The following is a 230-nucleotide window of genomic DNA, read 5'->3' as shown; positions in this document are numbered from 1 at the left end:
CGAGGAAAATAGACAGCGACTGAAATTCCCCGTTTTCAGGAGGCTGTTTGGTGAACTTCAACAGTTGATTGCGTCGCAAAAAACGGATAGAACCTCCGACAGATGCAAATTCATTAACACCGTCACTCAATATCAGATTACCGGAAACCTGATAGCTCAGCACATGATCAGAAACAAAATGCTCTCCCCGTCTGCTGAGCTCAGCATAGCAGGAATACACAATATTACCC

1 protein-coding gene is annotated in these 230 nt (G+C 44.8%); it reads right to left on the bottom strand.

The features are described 5' to 3' along the window. On the bottom strand, positions 1 to 230 hold a 230-nt coding region (locus SB724_RS22130), incomplete at both ends, for a hypothetical protein (protein ID WP_410573272.1).

This window comes from Bacillus sp. SIMBA_031 (assembly GCF_046535225.1).
GTDB classification, from domain to species: domain Bacteria; phylum Bacillota; class Bacilli; order Bacillales; family Bacillaceae; genus Bacillus; species Bacillus velezensis.
The sequence above is the reverse complement of the archived record's forward strand: the minus strand, read 5'-3'. Positions and strand labels throughout refer to the sequence as shown.